The 21546-nt window shown below is 40.3% G+C and carries 19 protein-coding genes, 4 tRNA genes and 1 riboswitch; of the genes, 5 read left to right on the top strand and 18 right to left on the bottom strand.

The window, feature by feature from the left end:
* Nucleotides 1–333: 333 nt before the first annotated feature.
* The 3 genes from NST13_RS10835 to NST13_RS10845 form a co-directional block, all read right to left on the bottom strand.
* Nucleotides 334–1227 carry a peptidylprolyl isomerase gene (locus NST13_RS10835; RefSeq protein ID WP_342580598.1) on the bottom strand — a complete coding sequence of 298 codons (894 nt, stop codon included), beginning with the start codon at nucleotides 1225–1227 and terminating at the stop codon, nucleotides 334–336.
* A gap of 152 nt (nucleotides 1228–1379) precedes the next feature.
* Nucleotides 1380–3149 carry an ABC transporter ATP-binding protein gene (locus NST13_RS10840; protein ID WP_342581847.1) on the bottom strand — a complete coding sequence of 590 codons (1770 nt, stop codon included), beginning with the start codon at nucleotides 3147–3149 and terminating at the stop codon, nucleotides 1380–1382.
* 103 nt (nucleotides 3150–3252) lie between these two features.
* On the bottom strand, nucleotides 3253–5007 hold the full coding sequence (locus NST13_RS10845) for an ABC transporter ATP-binding protein (RefSeq protein WP_342580599.1): 1755 nt from the start codon (nucleotides 5005–5007) through the stop codon (nucleotides 3253–3255).
* A 38-nt stretch (nucleotides 5008–5045) separates the two neighbouring features.
* On the opposite strand from NST13_RS10845, the gene NST13_RS10850 reads away from it, so the two are divergent.
* Nucleotides 5046–5252, top strand: a complete 207-nt coding sequence (locus NST13_RS10850; protein WP_342580600.1) for a hypothetical protein — start codon at nucleotides 5046–5048, stop codon at nucleotides 5250–5252.
* A gap of 9 nt (nucleotides 5253–5261) precedes the next feature.
* Here the strand turns inward: NST13_RS10850 and NST13_RS10855 are convergent, their stop codons facing one another.
* The gene (locus NST13_RS10855; RefSeq protein WP_342580601.1) at nucleotides 5262–5453 is read right to left on the bottom strand and encodes a hypothetical protein; all 192 of its coding nucleotides are present in this window, start codon (nucleotides 5451–5453) and stop codon (nucleotides 5262–5264) included.
* A 647-nt stretch (nucleotides 5454–6100) separates the two neighbouring features.
* Nucleotides 6101–6287: riboswitch (cobalamin riboswitch) on the top strand.
* A 161-nt stretch (nucleotides 6288–6448) separates the two neighbouring features.
* On the opposite strand from NST13_RS10855, the gene NST13_RS10860 reads away from it, so the two are divergent.
* From NST13_RS10860 to NST13_RS10875, 4 genes are read left to right on the top strand one after another with little or no spacing between them, the layout of a single operon-like run.
* Nucleotides 6449–7438, top strand: a complete 990-nt coding sequence (locus NST13_RS10860; RefSeq protein ID WP_342470949.1) for an ABC transporter substrate-binding protein — start codon at nucleotides 6449–6451, stop codon at nucleotides 7436–7438.
* Nucleotides 7439–7444: 6 nt separating this feature from the next.
* A complete protein-coding gene (locus tag NST13_RS10865) occupies nucleotides 7445–8473 on the top strand; it encodes an iron ABC transporter permease (protein ID WP_208651345.1) in 1029 nt (342 codons plus the stop codon).
* Nucleotides 8470–9258, top strand: coding sequence for an ABC transporter ATP-binding protein (locus tag NST13_RS10870; RefSeq protein ID WP_342580602.1), 789 nt, complete (start codon nucleotides 8470–8472; stop codon nucleotides 9256–9258). The genes NST13_RS10865 and NST13_RS10870 overlap by 4 nt, the downstream gene beginning before the upstream one ends.
* A gap of 30 nt (nucleotides 9259–9288) precedes the next feature.
* Nucleotides 9289–9813 carry a hypothetical protein gene (locus NST13_RS10875; protein ID WP_342470946.1) on the top strand — a complete coding sequence of 175 codons (525 nt, stop codon included), beginning with the start codon at nucleotides 9289–9291 and terminating at the stop codon, nucleotides 9811–9813.
* A 231-nt stretch (nucleotides 9814–10044) separates the two neighbouring features.
* On the opposite strand, the gene NST13_RS10880 is transcribed toward NST13_RS10875, so the two are convergent.
* The 14 genes from NST13_RS10880 to NST13_RS10945 form a co-directional block, all read right to left on the bottom strand.
* Nucleotides 10045–10599, bottom strand: a complete 555-nt coding sequence (locus NST13_RS10880) for a hypothetical protein (RefSeq protein ID WP_342470945.1) — start codon at nucleotides 10597–10599, stop codon at nucleotides 10045–10047.
* A gap of 316 nt (nucleotides 10600–10915) precedes the next feature.
* A complete protein-coding gene (glmS, locus tag NST13_RS10885) occupies nucleotides 10916–12718 on the bottom strand; it encodes a glutamine--fructose-6-phosphate transaminase (isomerizing) (protein WP_342580603.1) in 1803 nt (600 codons plus the stop codon).
* Nucleotides 12719–13295: 577 nt separating this feature from the next.
* Nucleotides 13296–13823 carry a type 1 glutamine amidotransferase domain-containing protein gene (locus NST13_RS10890; protein ID WP_342470943.1) on the bottom strand — a complete coding sequence of 176 codons (528 nt, stop codon included), beginning with the start codon at nucleotides 13821–13823 and terminating at the stop codon, nucleotides 13296–13298.
* 210 nt (nucleotides 13824–14033) lie between these two features.
* On the bottom strand, nucleotides 14034–15386 hold the full coding sequence (gene glmM, locus NST13_RS10895; RefSeq protein WP_342470942.1) for a phosphoglucosamine mutase: 1353 nt from the start codon (nucleotides 15384–15386) through the stop codon (nucleotides 14034–14036).
* A 104-nt stretch (nucleotides 15387–15490) separates the two neighbouring features.
* Nucleotides 15491–16513 carry a CdaR family protein gene (locus NST13_RS10900; RefSeq protein WP_342470941.1) on the bottom strand — a complete coding sequence of 341 codons (1023 nt, stop codon included), beginning with the start codon at nucleotides 16511–16513 and terminating at the stop codon, nucleotides 15491–15493.
* Nucleotides 16506–17342: a diadenylate cyclase CdaA gene (gene cdaA, locus NST13_RS10905; RefSeq protein WP_342470940.1), complete on the bottom strand. Its 837-nt coding sequence runs from the start codon at nucleotides 17340–17342 to the stop codon at nucleotides 16506–16508. The genes NST13_RS10900 and cdaA overlap by 8 nt, the downstream gene beginning before the upstream one ends.
* Before the next feature lie 296 nt (nucleotides 17343–17638).
* Entirely contained in the window at nucleotides 17639–18259 is a 621-nt protein-coding gene (locus tag NST13_RS10910) for an anti-sigma factor (protein WP_342470939.1), read from the bottom strand.
* 13 nt (nucleotides 18260–18272) lie between these two features.
* Nucleotides 18273–18836, bottom strand: a complete 564-nt coding sequence (gene sigW / locus NST13_RS10915; protein WP_342470938.1) for an RNA polymerase sigma factor SigW — start codon at nucleotides 18834–18836, stop codon at nucleotides 18273–18275.
* A gap of 144 nt (nucleotides 18837–18980) precedes the next feature.
* Nucleotides 18981–19886 (bottom strand): arginase, encoded by a 906-nt coding sequence (gene rocF, locus NST13_RS10920; protein ID WP_342470937.1) that lies wholly within the window; start codon nucleotides 19884–19886, stop codon nucleotides 18981–18983.
* A 350-nt stretch (nucleotides 19887–20236) separates the two neighbouring features.
* Nucleotides 20237–20311, bottom strand: a tRNA-Gln gene (locus NST13_RS10925).
* A gap of 6 nt (nucleotides 20312–20317) precedes the next feature.
* A tRNA-Tyr gene (locus NST13_RS10930) sits at nucleotides 20318–20402 on the bottom strand.
* 9 nt (nucleotides 20403–20411) lie between these two features.
* Nucleotides 20412–20487 (bottom strand) — tRNA-Val (locus NST13_RS10935).
* A 20-nt stretch (nucleotides 20488–20507) separates the two neighbouring features.
* Nucleotides 20508–20579, bottom strand: a tRNA-Glu gene (locus tag NST13_RS10940).
* Nucleotides 20580–20712: 133 nt separating this feature from the next.
* Nucleotides 20713–21492, bottom strand: a complete 780-nt coding sequence (locus NST13_RS10945; protein ID WP_342580604.1) for an ABC transporter ATP-binding protein — start codon at nucleotides 21490–21492, stop codon at nucleotides 20713–20715.
* Nucleotides 21493–21546: the final 54 nt, after the last annotated feature.

A 21546-nucleotide genomic window follows, 5' to 3' on the forward strand; every position in this document is an offset into this window, starting at 1 on the left:
TCTCTGCCATAAATTATTCCAAAATAAGACGGCCGTTTTTTTTTAATGGCAAAAAGAAAAAAGAGGCTGGGACATAACTAATAAAGTGAACGAGCTGCAAAAAGAATTTTTGTAAAAAATTGATTGGAGTGACGGGGCGACTCCTGCGGGAACAGCCCGAGTCTCGAGAGCCCGCAGGAGCGAAGGATTGAGCTCCGAGGAGGCTCGAGCCGGGCCCGCGGAAAGCGTCCCCGGAACGGAAATCAATTTTCTTCAATTATCAAAAAAACACCATTTTCTCCCGGGAGAAAATGGTGTTTTTATCTTTTGTCCCAGCCTCTTTTCCTGAATTATTTATCTTTTTTTGTCACCTGTTAATTTGTTTTCAATTTTATATTCATCCATCTTCTCTGACAACCATGTTGAATATTGTTCATCCACTTTTTGTTTTAGAAGGTCTTGATAAACCCGGTCTTTCACATCTTCAAATACCGCTTCTTTCGCTTCTTTTTTGTCCGTTACTTTGATGATATGGTAACCATAATCCGTTTTTACCGGCTCACTGCTGATGGAACCTTTTTTCATGGCGAATGCGGCGTTTTCAAATTCTTCCACCATTTCACCTTTGCCAAAATAGCCTAAGTAACCGCCGTCATCTTTTGTACCTGTATCAGTGGAATATTCTTTTGCTAGTTTAGCAAAATCTTCTCCATCCTTTAATTTTTTGATGACTTCTTTTGCCGTTTTCTCATCTTCCACCAGAATATGGCTTGCTTCTACCTGTTCTTGTTGATTATAAGCATCTTTATTTTCCTCAAAGTAAGATTTCACTTCGTCATCTGTTATTTTAACGTAGTCTTCCATCACTTTTTTCGTTAAAAGATATTTTTTAATGTCATTCTTTATCACTTTTTCATCCATGTTGTAAGTAGCGAGCAATTGTTTAAAACTTTCTTCTCCCCCATATTGCTCCACATAGTCTTTGTATTCCGCATCCACTTCATCGTCTGTTACGGATACTTTCAGTTTCTTCGCTTCCAATTCCACAATTTTATCGGCAATTAAACTATTTAATACTTCCGCACCGTACTGTTCAGTCAATGCTTCATTCAATTGGCCTTGTGTAATTTTTTCCCCATTCACGGATGCGACCGTTGCATCATCATTTGAACAGCCTGCAAGCATTGCGCTTAAGGCCAGTGGAATGGCGATCATTTTCATCATTTTTGGCATTTTAAAAGTTTTCATTGATATCCTCCGCTCAATTTTTTCAATTTCCATATGTTCATTATTTTCCCGTTTTGTGTCAAGTGTGTATCAAAAACACATTTACTAATCATCTCAGAAGGTTGAAATATAAATCCTGTTTGGTTCCAGTCATTCAGGAAGCCTGCCATTTATCAGGATACTTGTTCAAATTGGCTTTTATACAACTCTGCGTAGAATCCATTTTTCCCGAGCAGTTCTTCGTGAGTGCCCTTTTCAATAATTTCTCCGTCTCTCATTACCAGGATCAAATCCGCATGTTTGATAGTTGAAAGACGGTGGGCAATAATAAATGAAGTTTTTCCGACTGCCAATTTTTCCATTGCCCGTTGAATTTGCAATTCCGTTCTGGTATCGACGGAACTTGTCGCTTCATCCAGAATCAATAACGGAGCATTTTTGATCATGGCGCGGGCAATCGTCAATAATTGCTTCTGTCCATTGGATAAATTCACTTTATCATTCAGAACGGTGTCATAACCATTCGGCAATGCCTGAATGGCATGATGAAGTCCAATTGACTGGCAAACGGAAATGATTTCTTCGTCTGTGACATCCTTTTTGGAAAAGGCGATATTTTCACGGATGGTTCCTTCAAACAGCCACACATCTTGAAGCACCATTGAAAACAGATCGTGGACTTGTTCCCTCGTTAATTGATGAATTGGTATGCCATCAATCATGATTTCGCCGCTGTTCACTTCATAAAACCGCATGAGCAGGTTCACCAATGTCGTTTTTCCCGCGCCGGTTGGACCGACAATGGCGACTTTTTGCCCGGCTTTAACCGAAACCGAAAAATCTTTAATAATCAACCGGTCTTGATCATAACCAAAACGGACATTTTTAAATTCCACATTTCCTTTAATGTCCCCAAGTTTTCCAAGTTTTTGGATTTCAGGCTTCAATTCCTCTTCCGCCAAAAATTCAAAAACCCGTTCACTGGCTGCTGCCGTAGATTGCAGATTGGTACCCACTTGGGCAAACTGGGTCAAAGGCTGTGTAAATAGGCGAATATAAATCATGAATGCCACAATGGTTCCAATGGTGATGGCATCTGCCGTCACAAGGTACGCCCCAACAATGCACACGGCCACATAGCCAAAATTGCCGATAAATTGCATGAGCGGCATCATCATGCCGGACAAAAATTGCGATTTCCATGCATTTTGGTATAACCGGTCATTGATTGCATGAAATTTTGACTTCGCCTCATTTTCTGCATTATAGGCCTTCACAATATGTTGTCCCGTATAAATTTCTTCGATATGTCCGTTGATGGCGCCCAGTTCTGTTTGCTGCCCAATAAAATATTTTTGGGAATACTTGATGATCACCGACATAAACGAAAAACCGATGAATGTAGCCAATATTCCGGTCAGCGCCATAATCCAGTTGGTATAAAACATCATCACCAAGGCGCCGACAAAGGTGGCAATGGCGGACACCAGCTGGCTTATACTGTTGTTCAGCGTCTGTCCAATCATATCAACATCATTTGTCACACGGCTCAGTACATCTCCATACGTTGTTCGGTCAAAATAACTTAAAGGCAGCCGATTGATTTTCTGTGATAGATCCGTGCGCATTTTTTTCGTAATTTTTTGCGTTACGGTTGCCATAATGAAACCTTGAATATAATTGATGGCAAAACTGAATCCGTAAAGGGCGGCCAGAAAAAATCCTACAGCTTTAATCGCTTCCAGATCAATCGAAGTCATTAATCCTTCTTGAATGATATCCGTCATTTCCTTCAACTTATCTGGACCATAGACATTAAGGATGGCGGCAATTAAGGCCAAACTCATTGCAATCGCAATAAAAGGCACATAGTCTTTGCAGTAAATAAATAGCTGCTTCATCGTTTTTTTGAAGTCGCTTGCTTTACCTGCAGGCATTCCCATGGGACGCTGACCGGGATGCCCGCCGGAAGGAGGACCGGATGGCATACCATGACTGCTTGTAGCTTGGGATGATGGCTTGATTTTTTGTTGTTTTCTCATTTCACTAGCCATGATTCAATTCCTCCTTTGAAAGCTGGGAATAGGCGATTTCCTGGTAGGTTTTGCAACTTTCCATCAATTGTTCATGCGTACCTTTTCCGACGATTCTGCCATTTTCCAATACGATGATTTGGTCTGCATCTTTGATTGTTCCGATCCGCTGGGCAACAATCAAAGTGGTGGCATTTCTTGTCGCATTCCTTAACGCTTCCCTTAAAGCCCGGTCCGTTTTATAATCCAAGGCGGAAAAAGAATCATCGAAAATATAGATTTCAGGGTTGCGATAAATGGCGCGGGCAATGGATAGCCGTTGTTTTTGCCCTCCGGAAAAGTTTGCTCCCCCTTGGGCTACCGCTGCATTGTATTGCTCATCCAGCTTTTCAACAAACTCTTTTCCTTGGGCAATTTCTACCGCCCGTTTTACCGCTTCTCTTGAAACCATTTCAGAGCCGAGCGCGACATTTGATGCAACCGTACCGCTAAATAATACCGCCGTTTGTGAAACATACCCGATTTTTGCATGAAGTGCATCCTGCTTATATTCTTTCACGTTGATTCCGTCCACCAACACTTCTCCCTCTGTTGCATCGTAAAACCGGGGAATCAAATTCACAATTGTTGTTTTCCCGCTTCCCGTTGAACCGATGAAAGCAACCGTTTCTCCTTTTTGCGCTTTGAAACTGATATTGTGGAGCACCGGTTCAGCCGATCCGGGATAGGTAAAACTGACATTTTTAAACTCCACTTCACCTGCATGTTTCGGATTGCCCTTTGTTTCAGTACCATCTTTAATTTTCGTTTTAGTCTCAAGTACTTCCAATATCCGCTTCACTGATACGGAAACACGCGGAAGCATCACAAACACAATGCTGACCATCATAAAGGCGATGACGACTTGCATGGCATAGGACGTGAATACGACCATATTGGAAAAGAGGGTGATACGGTCTTCCAGCGCCGCTTCATGAATGATAAATGCGCCAATCCAATAAATCGAAAGGCTTAGCCCGGACATGATCAAGGACATTCCGGGTGGAACCATCACCATAAGACGGCTGACAAACAAGTTTGTATTCGTCAAATCGTTATTCGCTTTTTCAAACTTTTCCGTTTGATGTTTCTCGGCATTATACGCCCTGATCACGCGAAGCCCCGTCAAATTTTCACGGGTCACCCGGTTCAAATTATCCGTCAGGGTTTGGATCATTTTGAATTTTGGAATGGCAAATACAATAATCATGGTCAACATCAGGATTAAAATGAACACGGCTGCACCGGTTGCCGCTGTCCATTGCCAGCTTTTATTGGAAATTTTCACAATGGCCCATGTCGCCAAGATCGGTGCTTTAATCAACACCTGCAAACCCATTGCTATAAACAGCTGGACTTGTGTAATATCATTCGTTGAACGGGTAATCAAACTGGCCGTCGAAAAACGGTTCATCTCTTCCATTGAAAAAGAGAGTGTCTTTTCAAAAATCTGGCCGCGAAGACGTTTCGATAAACCGGCTGCAATTTTTGCAGTGGTAAAACAGACAATGATTGAAGCCATCATGCTGCCGATTGCACAAAGCAACATGGAACTGCCCGGTTTGATGAGCTCTTTTACAGATGTCCCTTCCATTTGGATGAGCGTTGTAATTTCCGCCATATAATCGGGCAGTTTCAAATCCAGCCACACTTGAACAATAATTAGAAAAATTCCGAGGAACATCAAGCTCCATTCTGTTTTATGAAAATACTTTACGATTTTTAGCATCTTGCAACTCCTTTTTTCATATCAGAAGGGTTATCGTTATGGATGCGCGTAAAAACGATTTTTTGATTGCCCATAACAGCAACAGTAACTCAGAGCCAAGAGATTCCAATGCCAATAATAAAGGCTGTGGCGATCATAAAGCAGAAAATTGTTTCGGGACAAATAAAAAACTCCTATTTGTATTGTCCTACAAACAGGAGCATAAACAAAGGAATTTTTCCACTGTTTCCTTAAATATTTCATAATTTAACCATTCATTTAACAGAACTCCAATACGCATCGCTTAAAGAACAGTCCACATACTCGCGTAATGCCGCATCCACAATCGTTTGGTGGGCGATATCCAACTGATTATATAAATCTTCAAACTCACTTCCATCCATGATTTCAAGTTCATTCATTAATTTCGCAACAATTTCATTTTGTTTTGAATTGTTAATCAACATATAAATCAGCTCCTTAAAATATCTCCTTTAATTTATTCTTTCAGTCAAACGACTTTTTACTCTCTATATATGTATTCCGAAATCCTGTTCCCTCACGTTCCTATTATGTATAGTTCTTATTATCATCATACTGAATTTCCGGATTTTTTTTCTTACAAAATTATGTCGTTCGTGAATAAATTATGGAATTTTAAATCTTGTTATAGTCCGTTACACACTACCTGTTTACTTTTCTATACCCTTTTTTAAAGCAGTTTAAACAACTGTAGCCATCAATTAGAAGCATAATATTCTGCTAAAATCATCCCATACGGATTCCAGCCGCATTAGATCTTCTGTTATCGCTAAACGCCCTCTTACAGATCCCTTTGCATGTAAAGCTGGCGGTTGGTTTTTTCTTGAAATTTGAGCAATTTCATTAAACTTGAATTCTTTATTACTTGCACTCATGCAATCTTTAATTTATTCGTTGAACTGTCTGTCATAACTTCACAATCCCCCTCTCCCGCATAAATGGATAACAAATATAACGACCGTTTTTGACCATACGAAAAATGCTGATTGGCATATCCGAAATGATGGAATAATGTAAAATTTTGTTATACTGTTGCATTTATAAAATGATTTATGCTAGATTATAGTTAATTTCATATCGAGGGTGTTTAAGTGCTCTTCTTGGAAGAGGTAAAAGGAAAACTAGTGAAAATCTAGTACAGCCCCCGCTACTGTGAGGATGGATGAAACTAACAGTAACCACTGAATGTTACATTCGGGAAGGGTTAGGAGTAAGAGGAAGTCCGAGTCAGGAAGCCTGCTTAAACACTTTGCAAACGTCTTTTCGGGTGGGAAAAGAACGGGTGCAAGCAAGTCATGCTTTTTTGTGCTTTTTAACGCTTTCACGCCTGTATTCCCACTTGGGATACAGGCTTTTTATTTTGGTTTAATGTGTGGCCACACTAAACATATAAAAAATTTTATAGAAAAGGAGATTTGTGATGAATCAATTCACCAAATTGCTACTACCCATATTGCTTTTATTATTTTTAACAGCTTGTAATACCGATACTGCCAACAATGATGATGAAAATTCGACAAATCAACCATCCGAACAAGCTAAACAATCGGCTTATCCGCTGACGGTGACAGATGGCCGTGGTAAGGAAATTACCATTTCGGAAAAACCGAAACGTATTGTTTCGACTGCTTTAGCTGTCGATGAATTGCTGGTGGATTTAGTACCTTCTGAAAATCTTGTAGGCGTCACAGCGATTTCTAGTGATCCAGCGATTTCCAATGTTGCAGGCAAAACCGATTCAATTGAAACGAAATTTGAAACCGTAACAGCCGAGCAAATTTTAGCATTAAAGCCAGATTTGGTGATTATTCCTTCTTACGTTAATCCAGATGTATTGAATCAATTAGAAAATGCCGGAATTACAACATTCCAAGTCATCGATGACACTTCCTTTGAAGGTATTTTAAAAACCGTTGAAACGCTGGGGAAAATTGTCGGAGAACAAGAAAAAGCGAATAACTTAATCGCGGATATTCAAAAACGAATCGATGCATTAAAAGAAAAAGCGGACAAAAAAGAAAATAAACCCCGCGTTCTTTATTACACGGAATACTCCTCCAGTGTGACAGACAATACCACAATCGGTGAAATGATTAAATTAGCCGGCGGAATTAATGTTGTATCGGAAGCAGGGATTGTAGGCGAATCCTACCCTGACTACCCGGAAATTTCAAAAGAGGTATTGGTTCAATTAAAACCAGATGTGATTTTTACAACTGCCTGGGGGTCTACTACAAACAATGGGGAGCCGGCTTTCGTAACAGAATGGAAAAAAGACCCTGCACTAAAAGACGTGCCAGCTATTAAAAACAATAAGATTTATGTGCTAGACAGCGCCAATGTAACCACTGCCTCCCACTATGTAATCGAAGGAGCAGAAGAAATGGCTGCGATTTTATCTAAGGAGTAACAAAAGATGAAGCAACTGAAAATGCCCGTCTTTTTTATCGCCAGTTTTATATTATTTCTATTCAGTATCGTCATCGCCACGAGTTTCGGTGGCGTGACGATTCCCTTTTTTGAAACCGTTCAAGTTTTTTTGGCTAAACTTCCTTTTTTCTATTTTGAAACGGACTCTACCTTTGAACAGATTTTGCTTTATATTCGCTTGCCACGTGTCATTGTAGCAAGCATTGTTGGTGCCAGTTTAGCTGTGTGTGGGGTGGTCATGCAAAGCTTATTCCGCAATCCGATGGCAGAACCGGGCATCATTGGCATCTCATCAGGAGGCTCTTTAGGAGGAGTCATTGCTATTTATTTTGGATTATCTCATATCAGTACCTTTTTTGTTCCTGTCTTTGGTTTTTTAGGGGCTCTCCTCACTTTGCTTCTTGTCTATATCATTTCTACATCAAACGGCAAAACATCCATGTTAACTCTTCTTTTAACAGGGGTCGCCATCAGTTCGTTCATTTCCGCTTGCAGTTCTCTTATTATTACATACGCGAGCTACGGCCAATTGCAGCAAATTCTATACTGGCTTATGGGCAATTTAAATGGACGGGATTGGGATGATGTAAAGCTGTTAATCCTCCCTTTTATCCTTTGCAATATTCTCATATTCAGCTACCGCAAGCAGTTGGATATTTTATTGCTTGGGGAAGAGGAAGCGAAAAACTTGGGCATCCATGTGCAACGGACACGCACCATTTTATTAATTAGCGCTTCTTTATTAACAGGGGTTTGCGTCTCTTTGACTGGCGCCATCGGATTTGTCGGCTTAATTGTTCCTCATATGATTCGCTTGTTGATTGGGCCAACCCATCGTTATTTGATACCAACCAGTCTGATAGGTGGTGCATTATTTTTAACATTGGCTGACTTAATCGCGCGCCTCGTTATTCGCCCAGCTGAAATTCAAATTGGGATCATTACTGCATTCTTAGGTGCTCCATATTTTATTTTCTTAATATTGCGCCAGAAAAAAATGGAGGGACTTTTATGAATGAAGCGGCTCTTGAAATTCAATCTTTAACCTTTCATCGGAATGCCCGAACCATTTTTAATAACCTTTCCTTCACTGTTGAAAAAGGGAAGTTTATTGCCCTCATTGGACCGAATGGAACGGGAAAATCTACCTTATTAAAATGTTTGGCCGGCATTAATCGGATTGATAGCGGAGACATTAAAATTTTTAATCGGTCCCTTCGACAGCTGAAACCTTTGGAAATCGCCAAACGCATCACCTATATGCCCCAAACGACCACATTAGAGACGAATTTTACTGTGCAACAAGTGGTCGAAATGGGGCGTTATCCACACAAAAAACGGTTTTCCCGCTGGATGAAAACCGATCAGCTGGCCGTCAAAAAAGCGTTGGAGCAAGTCGGCATCAGCCATTTGAAACATCGATTTGTCCCTTCTTTATCTGGAGGAGAACGGCAGCTTGTCTATTTAGCAAAAGCCATTGCTCAAGAAACAGATATTTTACTATTAGATGAACCGACTTCTGACTTAGATATTTACTATCAAGTCATTGTAACGGACATTCTTCATTCTCTCGTACAGGAAGGAAAAACGGTCATAGCAGCCATTCATGATATCAATTTAGCTACCCGCATTTGTGACCAATGTATTTTTTTAAAAGATGGAAAGTTTGTGGCTTATAATGCCCCTTCTGACGCGTTAAATACCGAAAATATTGCCAAAACATTTCAGGTGAAATCCATCATTTATCAAGAACCTTTAATGAAGAAGAAGCAGATGATTCCTTTTGATGTATTAACATAATCTGATTATTTATTAGGAGAGTGATATTCAATGAAAAAAGATTTGCGTTATATTTGTTATACCTATATGAGGGAGAAAAGCTGCAAAGTGGATTATGAAGTGCTTTCGGATGCATTAACCGTCAGCATTGGCATGGTGATTCCCTATTTAACCAAAGAGCCTGAGCAAATCATAAAAGATGATCTCATTCATCTGCAACAATTAACGTATCACGCCAATGGTTCTGTACGGGGCAATCTGGCCATCACGAAAGAAGATGTTGAATGGTTAAGCTCGCGGTACGACTATTATAGCGGGCAAGTGGGCGAAGCAATGAAACATTTCGTCATCCCACAAGGGTGTCAGGCAGCCATGCATTTGCACCGGGTAAGAAATGATGCAAAGATTGTTTACCGCGCCCTCCATCATGTCCATAAAGAAAAACCCGTCAGCGATTTATTATTTCAGTTTATAGGCCTTCTTTCCAATGTTGCCCATGCCATGGCGCTTTACGTTAACAAGCTCAACGATGTGAAAGAAATTCCTTTCCATACCAAATCTTATATTCTAAAATGACAAAGAAAAAGCCTTGATACAGCAAGCATTTGGCTATATCAAGGCTTTTTGGTTATGACTTATCATTAATCTTGTCACAAACAATGTATAAAAGTACGCCCTTTTCAGGCAGTTCGGTCAATCCTACCGGCGCAAATTTGGTGCAAATAGCTGAACATGAATTTATTGTAATAAATGGAATTTATCCATAGCAGTTGTCCCCGTATTAATCAGATCCCAACAAAATTCGTATTAGGAAATGAAAATATGGAAAAGAGCAATAACCATTGTAACAGCGATTAACGTCATATGTGTTGTTCGTAAGCTCTTAACCTTTTTATTGTTAAATAACATTAACCCAATCAAACCGGCTATTCCCAACACAATAGCTGATACTAGTCCACTAACCCCTTCATCTTCCAATCTTCCTTCATGAAGGTACATGAGAATGCCGTGACAGATACTTAAAAGGACCGTGACGATTCCAATCAGTATGTGGTATTTACCCAAAAATTTCGTCAACGATATATAGATTTGCTTAATTGACGGAAATGTCGTAATCATCGGTTTGGTTAATCTTCTCATCGGAAATATTAACCCAGCCACTGCAAATGTGATAACCGTCCCCCAGCCAATCATTTCTCCTGCATCTTCATAGCGGTCGTCTATATGTTCTTTTTTGCCATAACCCCATTCGTAATGCTCATGATGCTCCCCAAAATCATCATCCGCAAATGCGATGTGACCAGACGTACAAATCAGTGCAAAACAGAAAATTAGTGCCATCAATAATTTCAAATAGTTCATAAAGCTCCTCCTGTTCATCTTGATATTGACTATAAGCGTAACCAAACAAAATGAAAAATCTCTGAAATCATGGCCGAACTAAAAATTTTTCACTCTATTCTCCATCGAAAATTCTATGTATCGGCTTTTTCAGCGTTATTCAATATCTCAGAAAAGAACAGGATATCAATGTAGAAAGGATAATGAAATGTAACCAAAAAAATAAAACCTTGATACAGCAAGCATTTATGCTGTATCAAGGCAAAAATCAGTGACATTATTCAATAATTGTGTGACAACATTAATTATCACTCACATACTGCAAGTATCGGTTATTTTATTCCACCGTTACAGATTTTGCTAGGTTACGAGGTTTGTCGACGTCACAGCCGCGTTCAAGAGCCGCATAGTAGCTGATGAATTGGAGCGGCACGACAGAAACAAGCGGTGTTAGAAGTGTATGAACTTTCGGAATCACCAGACGGTCATCGTGCTCATCCAGTCCTTCCATGGAAATTACGCATGCATTTGCCCCGCGCGCCACCACTTCTTTCACGTTTCCGCGGATATTCAATGCCACTGGCGCTTGTGTAACGAGGGCAAAGACTGGCGTTCCTTTTTCAATCAACGCAATCGTACCATGCTTCAACTCCCCGCCTGCAAAACCTTCCGCCTGAATATAGGAAATTTCTTTTAACTTAAGAGCACCTTCCAAACTTACATAATAATCGATATTGCGGCCGATGAAGAATGCATTCCGGGACTTGCTTAAATATTCATTTGAGATTTTGTGCAATTCCTCTTTGGAATCCACGATAGATTGAATCGCGTTGGCAGCAATGGCCAGCTCTGTTTTCAAATCGAAATCGGATTTGATTCCTTTGCTTTTTCCAGTGACATAAGCGGCGATGGCAAGTACCGCAAGTTGTGCCACATAAGCTTTTGTCGATGCCACGGCAATTTCAGGGCCGGCATGTAGCAATAAAGTATAATCCGCTTCACGGGAAAGAGTGGATCCCGCAACATTCGTAATAGTTAAAGAAGGATGGCCTAATTTTTTCACTTTTACAAGCACTTGTCTGCTGTCGGCTGTTTCACCGGATTGGGAAATGAAAATGAACAGCGGCTTTTCGGAAAGCAACGGGATGTTATAGCCAAACTCGCTGGAAATGTGCACTTCCACTGGAATTCCGGCAAGTTTTTCAAAATATTGTTTTCCTACAAGGCCTGCATGATAACTGGTTCCTGCTGCAATAATATAAATCCGGTCCGCATCGCGCAACGCTTTTAAGATCGGTTCGTCGATTGCCAATTCGCCTGCATCGTTGCTATATTCTTGAATAATTTTACGCACCACGCCAGGCTGTTCATCCATTTCTTTCAACATGTAGTGAGGATATGTTCCTTTTTCGGCATCGCTCGCATCAAGTTCCACTGTATAAGGGTTTCGTTCAATTTTTTGTCCATCCAAAGTGGAAATTTCCACTTTATCTTTATGCACAAGTACGATTTCTTCATCATGGATTTCAATAAATTGATTTGTCACCTGAAGCATCGCCAAAGCATCGGATGCCACCACATTGAATCCTTCACCGACTCCGATCAGCAAAGGAGATTTATTTTTTGCGACATAAATCGTTTCCGGATCTTCTTTATCAAGAAGGGCGATCGCATAAGAACCGTGCAATAAAGAGATCGCTTTGCGGAACGCCTCTTTTGTTGATAATCCTTCATTAGCGAATAGTTCCACTAATTGAACAATCACTTCTGTATCCGTATCAGATTGCATTGGAATCTCTTTTAAATATTCTCTTTGCAACAAGTGATAGTTTTCAATAACTCCATTGTGTACAATGGTAAATCTACCTGATGCACTTTGATGGGGATGGGCATTGACTTGATTTGGTTCACCGTGAGTCGCCCAACGCGTATGACCAATGCCGATATTTGCTTCAACTTGATCATCAACGATTTGACGCAAGTGGGCAATTCTGCCTTTATCTTTAAAAACCGTAACACCATTTTCATTCAGAATGGCGATACCGGCTGAGTCATATCCCCGATATTCCAGTTTTTCCAATCCTTTAATTAAAATTTCCTTCGCATCCAACTTTCCGTTATATCCGACAATTCCACACATTTTAACATTCCTCCGTTACAAGCGATATCTTCATAGATTTGAAAAAGACAATAAAAAATACCGCCTACATCCGCTCTTTTTTTTAACATCGAATTCTGTCTAATTCAATCAATTTAAAAAAAGAAATGTAGGTTTGATATCGCTCTATATTATTGATTATTGCCTTTTCGTTCCTTTGTCCATAAAATCGCTTTTATGTTTTAAGAACGAAATTGCGACCGGGCAATGCGGTCGGGAGGTACCCGCCGAAAACTCGATAAACCTCCTCCTCGTCAACTAAGGATTGAACGTCCGATTTCCTTAGTCCAGGCGCTATCATTATTTTCCTTGCATTTTTATAGCGCGTAACTACCCTCCTTTGCCGCGCTTGAATAATTCCCTTATAAAATATGGAAATTATTCATGAAAAAATCAAGCAACTACATCATACAGAATATGCTACTTTCCGTCAATGATTTACATTTGTTATTTTTTATTATTCTATACAAATTGGTTGAACCCATCTATGTATAGCTGCCCAAGAAATTGTCCTGGGCAAAAAAATTTTTTTATACCTTTGAGAAAAAAGTACTAACAATTACTCCTGAAACTCTTGCTCTTTTAACAAGTTGACGATTTCTCTGTTAAATTCAGGCAAGTCATTCGGGGTTCTGCTTGTCACCAATTGGTTTCCGCAAACCACCACCGGCTCGTCATGGAATTTTGCACCGGCATTTTCCAAATCCACCCGGATGGATTTATAACCAGTGACGTCGCGCCCTTCCAATTCCCTTGCCGAAATTAACAGTTGCGGCCCATGGCAGATGGCGAATACAAGCTTGTTTGCCTTCATAAATGCTTTTACAAATGCCACCACGCGATCGTCATCCCGCAACAGATCCGGTGAAAAGCCTCCCGGAATGAACAATGCGTCAAAATCATCCGGATGGACTTCTTCAATTCCATAATCAATATCCACTTTGGCTCCTCTTTTTCCTTTTACGGTTTTATTGCCCTCTTTATCGATCGTCACGATTGTGTGGCCCGCATTTTCCAGAGCTTCTCTAGGGCTTGTAAATTCAACATCTTCAAATAAGTCTGTTATAAGTGTTGCAATTTTTGCCATAATCTCTCCACTCCCTTTCATATTTCACATTTATTACTATGCCCATTCCTTCTTTAATTAATCAGTGCCTGATGGAAATAGTGGAGGTGAAATGGTCTCTCGCGCTAAAGGGAGTGGACCAGGGTGGATGGATTGAGACTTGTGTGGATACAGTTATCCCCAAAAAATTAAAACTGCGCAGAACATTCATATTCTGCGCAGCCGTTCATCTCAATCATTCATGCCCATTTCTTTTTTTACCACTTCTGCTATGCGGTTTACATAACTTTCACATTCTTCTTCTGTAGGCGCCTCCACCATCACACGCACCAACGGCTCTGTACCTGAAGGTCGAACCAGTACACGGCCATTATTTCCAAGAACGTTTTCCACTTCTTTGATAACTTCTTGTACTTTCGGATTTTCTTTTACTTTATGTTTATCTGTTACCCGTACATTGACTAAGCGTTGTGGATATACTTTCATTTCTGATGCCAGTTCAGATAGAGGTTTTCCTGTCAATTTCATAATGCTCACCAATTGGATTGCCGTGAGCATACCGTCGCCGGTTGTATTGTAATCAAGGAAAACGATGTGGCCGGATTGTTCGCCGCCGAAGTTGTAATCATTTTTGCGCATTTCTTCAACGACATAGCGGTCACCGACAGGCGTTTGCGCGCTGGTCATCCCGTTTTCTTCCAACGCTTTATAGAATCCCATATTGCTCATGATAGTGGATACGACTGTATTTTTCTTTAAAAGCCCTTTGCTGTTTAAATATTTGCCGATGATAAACATGATTTGATCGCCGTCTACAACGTTTCCTTTTTCATCAACGGCAATCAAACGGTCTCCGTCGCCATCAAAGGCCAGCCCCACGTCCGCTTCTCTTTCCAAGACGAATTCCGCAAGCTTTTCAGGGTGTGTGGAACCTACCCCGTCATTGATATTTAATCCGTCCGGCGAAGCGCCCATAGTTGAAATATCCGCTTCCAAATCAGCAAATAAGTGGGTAGCCAATGAAGAAGTAGCTCCGTTAGCACAGTCAAGAGCCACATGAATACCTTCAAAGTCAACATCCACCGTTTGTTTTAAATATGAGAGATACTTCTGGCCACCCTCAAAATAATCGCTGACCGTGCCCAATTCCGCACCAATCGGCCTAGGAAGCGTATCTTGTTCGGCGTCAATCAATTTTTCAATTTCTTCTTCCTGTTCATCGGTCAATTTAAAGCCATCCGGTCCGAAAAATTTAATTCCATTATCTTGAACCGGGTTATGGGATGCGGAGATCATGACCCCTGCATCCGCATTCATCACACGGGTCAAATAAGCGACACCCGGAGTGCTTATTACCCCCAGTCTCATAACCTCCACACCGATAGAAAGCAATCCCGCCACTAACGCCCCTTCCAACATATGGCCGGAAATTCTCGTATCTCTGCCGACAATGATTTTTGGTCTTTCTGTTGCGTTCTTTGTTAAAACATATCCCCCAGCACGGCCAATTTTAAACGCAAGTTCCGGTGAGAGTTCTGTATTTGCAACTCCACGTACACCGTCAGTTCCAAAATATTTTCCCATAACTATTCTCTCCTTCAACACTTGACATTCCATACAAATGAACATTTATGGAATCAATTACAAGTAATAATATGCTTTGAATAGGTTTTATCTTTTTATATGGTTTAATTGCTGTTTGCATCACTATTTGACTCATCGATATTTTGCTCTTCATTTGTCGTTTCGTCAACACTTGTTTCGGATTGGGATGTTCTTGTGATATTTGCCCGAACAGAAATTTTATCAGTTCCCAATCTTGTAGCGCCTTTAGGCAATTTCAAATTCACTTCATAATTCCCGGAATGATCCACCTGCGATAAGTCAAACTCCGCTTCTAACGTCTTGATCGAGTCAACGATTGATTTTGGACCAAACACTTGAACCGATTTTGTATCGGTTTCCAATTGACGAATCACGACTCCCGGCGGCGGGGAGCCTGTTTGTTTCAGCGTCACTGGAACACTTTTACTGTATTCTTCCACCTCGACAGTGACGTTTACTGTCTGTGGTTCAATATACACATCCAATTTGTTTAAATTGCCATCCAATACCTTGACGTTCGCCTCTTGGGTAAATGACTCTTTGATTCCGTTTGATGCCGAAACCGTTGCCTTTACATAATTAATTCTTTCAATCGCACTTTTGGCACCTGTAACAACTACTTTGCTCGGTTCCACAGTCATGGATTTTAGCATATAGCCTTCAGCAATTAATTGACTATTGATTTCAGGATCCACTTTGAACTCTTGGGTAACTTTTTCCTCAATGACCACATCAACCGCTTCAGGATCGATTGTCACATTTAATTTTGGATTAAAGTTTTCATGCTGAATGGTCACTCTGTGTTTGCCGATTAACAGATCGCTCAAGTCAACAAAAACTTTAAAATCTTTTTTGAATTTTGTTTGCAGTACGAGCTGCATCGGCCCCTCAATTGTAACATCCACCGTTTCCGGCAGACCGGTAACAATCAAGTTTTCCGAATCATAATAAGCCTCCAGCGGCACATCTGTAATAATGTCCACTTGATTATTTGACGTAGGTTCTTTCCCGCCTGTCAATTCGGCTTTCACATAAAAGAAAAGCAGGAGTGCCAAAATGAAGGCTGTTGCCCTCAACACCCATATATTATCAAAAAATTTATCCATGCTTTTTCCCCCTCCAAGTCCACTTAGAGGATGCTTCTAATTCGCCTTCAGGGCCAAACCATAATGTTTTCAGCAACGATTCGAAATTCTCCAACGTGAGATTTCTATGTAAATTGCCGTTCACTGCAATACTAATTGCCCCAGTTTCTTCGGACACGACGACCACAATGGCATCTGTCACTTCACTTAACCCAAGGGCAGCTCTGTGCCTCGTCCCCAACTCTTTGGAAATCAAAGTGCTTTCGGACAACGGCAAATAACAAGCTGCAGCTGCAATACGATTTTTTTGGATAATCATTGCTCCATCATGAAGTGGGGTATTTGGAATGAATGTATTGATGATCAGTTCTGAAGAGATATTTGCATCTAATCGGATGCCCGTTTCGATATATTCGTTTAAGCCGGTTTCTTTTTCAATGGAAATGAGAGCACCGATCCGCCGTTTTGCCATATAGCTTACCGCTTTTTTCATGGCTTCGATCAAACGGGCCTGTTCATCTTCCAATTGATTGACTGAACGTTGAAATAATCTTCCCCGCCCAATCTGTTCGAGGGCTCTCCGAATCTCAGGAGTGAAAATGATAATAATTGCCAAAAATCCCCAATCAATGACTTCTTGCAACATCCAACCTAACGTATCCAGACCAAAAATTTCAGTGGCAATTCTTGCAACGATAATAACAAATAGCCCTTTCAACAATTGAACCGCTTTTGTTCCTCTGATTAGGGTTAATATTTTATAGATCACGTACCAGACAAGTATGATGTCCAAAAAGCTGAAGATGATATTTACAGGTGTAAAATCCGTAAATTGCTCAATTATATTCATGTGGCATCCCCCACTTATTTAACCAAATCAATCACATATAAATCATAAGCGATATAGTTTATGCTTGTTTTATAAAAATAGTATGCAAATATTTTTCATTTTCTAAATTAAATCAAATTTTCCCAATTTATATACTATTATCAAGTATATCATAATCAAATTCATTAAGCTTTTATAGTATTAACGAAACTTTTTTGAAAATGTTTCTTTATTTAAGCCGAACGGATTATCATGTCCATCACAAAAAAAGAACTGCATCCTTAAAGGTGCAGTTCATTCCAAAATGGAGGATCAAATTAATCTTTCCCGTTTTCAAACAGTGCCAAAAAGTCCTTTGTCATCCGTTTCACTTCATACCAAACCCATTCAAATACCTGATCGATTTCATGGATTTGGCCCGTCACCACTGCAGTGGATGCCATATACTCTCCATTAATGACAATTACATTGCCGTCCACTTCACCTTCAACGACAATATCTCCATTTTTTACAACGATATCGCCTTTCACAACTTCGCCTTCAGGGACAATAACGGTTTGGCCTTCCACTACCAAGTTCGGTTGTTTCGTTACTGAAAATTTATCATCATTGAAACTTCCAAAAAGTGTTGCACTCATAAATAGAATAAACATGGCAGCCGCTACCAAGAACGGATGTCTTCTCAGCCAGTTTTGTATACCGAGTCGATTTTTTGGTCGAGGAAGACGCTTCATTACCTTTTCTTCAAAATGTGGAGGTGCCGTAATTTGTGCCGCACTTTTAATAAATGCAACCGCATCGCTTAGTTGATGCATATGCTCTTGACATGCCGTACATGTCTTCAAATGCTGTTTAAGCACTTGCTCGTGTTCACGGCTAATGTCGCCATCCAGATACTCGTGCATATATTCAATAATGTGTTGTGGACACGTACTCATGCGATTTCCCCTCCTACAGTTCGTTTAACTGCTTTCTCAATGCTTCACGACCTCTATGAATTCTAGTTTTCACTGTTCCCAAAGGCAAGTCAAGTATTTCACTAATTTCTTGAAGCGAACATTCTTCAATATATTTTAATACAATTACCGTACGATATTTCTCTGGCAATTTGCTGATTTCATGTTGGATGCGTTCTTGAAATTCCATTTGAAGTGCTGCATCTTCAGGCAGCTGATCGTCATTGGCAATATGGGAATACATATTCAATCCATCGGTTCCGTCGACCTCTGCATCTAAATAGTAATCCGGCTTTTTTTTTCTGATCCTGTCTATACACAGGTTTGTCGCGATTCGATAAAGCCACGTGGAAAACTTTCTCTTGGGATCGAACGTATGGAGATTGATATACGCTCGGACAAAAGCTTCTTGGGCAATATCTTCAGCCTCTTGTTTATTTCCTAGCATTCGGTAACAAATTTGGTACAGCTTGTGCTGATAAAGGCTTACAATGTCCGCAAAGGCATTTTGATCGCCTTTCAGCACTTGCTTTATTCGTTTTTTCACTAACGCATCCATACATTAACTCTCCACCTTTTGGGTTAAATACTGTACGAACGAACTCAATAAAAAGTTTCACTTTTTTTCTAACATATAAAAAATTTTTTTCATCTTATCTAATCAAGTATAGAATAGTCAATATATAGAAATAAATAGTGATTTTTACACTAATTTTTCTCCCATCAACGATCCCATTAATGCTACTGCAGTATCAGCCGTTTTATTGCGTTCATCAAGAATTGGATTGACCTCTACAAATTCACAAGAAGTAATAATTTTTGCTTCTTCCAACATTTCCATCGCCAGATGACTTTCCCGATAAGTGATTCCGCCAGGCACCGGCGTTCCAACACCGGGTGTATAGATCGGATCCAGCGCATCCAAGTCAATGGAAATATGCACCCCATCCACTTGTCGTGCCTTCAAATAAGCCACGGTTTCTTCAATGACTTTCGACATCCCCATACGGTCAATTTCATGCATTGTGAAAATTTTGATCTTTTTTTCCTTTATTAAAGCTTTTTCCCCTTCATCAATCGAACGGGCACCGATGATGACAACGTTTTCAAATTTGACTGCAGGAGCATCCTTTGCAACATTGATTAACCGCTCATCCCCAAGTCCAAGATTAACCGCTAAGGGCATTCCATGAATATTTCCGGAAGGGGTCGTCTCCGGCGTATTGATGTCTGTATGGGCATCGAACCAGATAACTCCCAAATTCTTATAATGCCTTCTTATTCCGGCAATGGAACCGATGGAAATGCTATGATCTCCCCCCAAAATGACCGGGAATCTTCCCTGCTTTATTACTTCATCGACTTTTTCCGCCAATTGTTCACTGACTTCTAACACTTCTTCCAAATTCAATAATTTATCTTCTTCGCTTTTTGTTTTCTTCGTTTTGTGGACTGATACATTTCCTTCATCATTAACATCATAACCTAATTTTTCCAATCTCTCAATCGCTCCGGCATATCTCATCGCGCTTGGCCCCATATCCACACCCCGACGTTGTTGGCCATAATCAGAAGGAACACCGATAATAGAAATTTTCTTTTTTTCCATCCAAAAACACCCCCTAGATACTTTTTATTCTATAGGAAATTTATCCTGTGACTCAACTTGACATAATGATGCATAAATATTCAAAGTCTGTCGCCAAATGTATTCGTTTAAAAGGATGTTCGGAACAATTTGCGTATTTGCCGGCATTTCAAATTTTGCGCAAAATTATCAACATTCTTACCCAACCCATCAATTTTTTATCACTTTCACTCAATTCCTGTTATCCCGGTTATTTCAGGGAAATTAAACAAAAAAATCCTTTACTCATTTGAGTAAAGGATTTTGTCAGTTAGAATCATTTAATCCACACTTTATTGAAGGGCTACATATCCGAGTTTATTGATTAACAATGGCTGGGGTACCAGGATTCGAACCTGGGCATGACGGAATCAAAATCCGTTGCCTTACCACTTGGCTATACCCCAATAAAATGGTGGAGGGGGGCGGATTCGAACCGCCGAACCCAAAGGGAACGGATTTACAGTCCGTCGCGTTTAGCCACTTCGCTACCCCTCCAAATATATATGGTGGAGGATGACGGGATCGAACCGCCGACCCTCTGCTTGTAAGGCAGATGCTCTCCCAGCTGAGCTAATCCTCCTAAAATGAAGAAAAAAATAATGACCCCTACGGGATTCGAACCCGTGTTACCGCCGTGAAAGGGCGGTGTCTTAACCACTTGACCAAGGGGCCATTCGCCTTTTCGCAAGACAAGAGTTATATTACCATGATTTTTTTTACTATGCAATAGAAAATATAATTTTTTTCTAAAAAAATAAAACTACCTTTAAAGGAAGTGACCCCTTCAAGGTAGCTGTACGCAAAATCACCACACAATCCGTTGACGGCGCCGGTAGATTCCGCCTTTTTTAAGGCCTTTCCCTGTCCCCAAATAATGTTCACTAATTGTTTTATCTTCCAACAAAGCGGCAGCTTCGCCTTTCATTACAACCCTTCCGTTTTCAATGATATAACCGTAATCGGCTATGGAAAGGGCGATATTGGCATTCTGTTCAACAACCAGGATGGTCAACCCTTCTTCTTCATTAATTTTTTTGATATTATCAAAAATTTCCTTTACCAGGAGCGGTGCTATCCCTAATGATGGTTCATCAAGAAGCAGCAATTTCGGTTTTGCCATGAGTCCCCTGCCAATGGCCAACATTTGCTGTTCTCCGCCGGACAAATATCCCGCTTTGCGATGTTCGAGCATTTTCAATTTAGGAAAGTATCCGTAAATTTTTTCAATATCCTTTTTTATGGCAGAACGGTCTTTTCTTGTATAAGCCCCCGCATACAAATTTTCTTCCACAGTCAAGTCTTTGAAGATTCGACGGCCTTCCATGCACAAAAAAATTCCTTTTTTCACCAATTGATCCGGTGAAGTATTGTTTATGATTTCTCCTTGAAATTCTATTGTTCCGTCTGTAATATGCCCATCTTCCGCCGCCAAGAGTCCCGAGATGGCTTTTAATGTGGTGGATTTCCCCGCACCATTGCTGCCAAGCAAGGCAACAATTTGGCCTTCCTTGACATGCAGTGAAATTCCTCTCAATGCAAGTATCATTTTTTGATATACCGCTTCCAAATTATTTACACGGAGCATTATTTTTATCCCCTTTCATCAACATTAAAGAGAAAAGGGACAATGTCGTTTTGT

The organism is Ureibacillus sp. FSL W7-1570, from assembly GCF_038593265.1.
Lineage (GTDB): Bacteria > Bacillota > Bacilli > Bacillales_A > Planococcaceae > Ureibacillus > Ureibacillus suwonensis.